At 63.4% G+C, this 434-nt stretch carries 1 pseudogene; it reads right to left on the bottom strand.

Annotation, left to right across the window (positions count from 1 at the left end):
- Positions 1–30 precede the first annotated feature (30 nt).
- Positions 31–434, bottom strand: a pseudogene (locus B2585_RS08675) (oxidoreductase); the annotation flags it as partial.

Raw genomic sequence — 434 nt, 5'->3', positions numbered from 1 at the left:
GGATCGACCCGCCGAAGGCGGGGCGAAACCTCATGCGTCGAAGGATTTCTCGATCGCGTCCAGCGTCTCCATCGCCGGAAGCACCTGCGCCACCGATCCGTTCGGCTCGCGGCCTTCCGTCACCGCCGACACGAACTCGCGGTCGATCAGCTCGATTCCGTTGTTCGACACGGCGACGCCCGACAGGTCCACGGGGTTCTCGTTCCCGTCGAACAGGTCGTCATAACGCGCGATATAGGTGCCATTGTCGCAGATGTAGCGGAAGAACGTGCCGAACGGCCCGTCGTTGTTGAACGACAGCGACAGGGTGCAGATCGCGCCCGAGGGTGTCTTCATCCCGATCGCCATGTCCATCGCGATGTCGAGGTCAGGGTGCTTGGGCCCCTGAAGCCCGAAGCTCTGGCTCACGCTCTCGCCGGTCTGGTACTGGAACA

This window comes from Maritimibacter sp. UBA3975, from assembly GCF_002384975.1.
Lineage (GTDB): Bacteria > Pseudomonadota > Alphaproteobacteria > Rhodobacterales > Rhodobacteraceae > Maritimibacter.
Note: the sequence above shows the minus strand (reverse complement) of the source record. Positions and strands in the feature narration are given on the sequence as shown.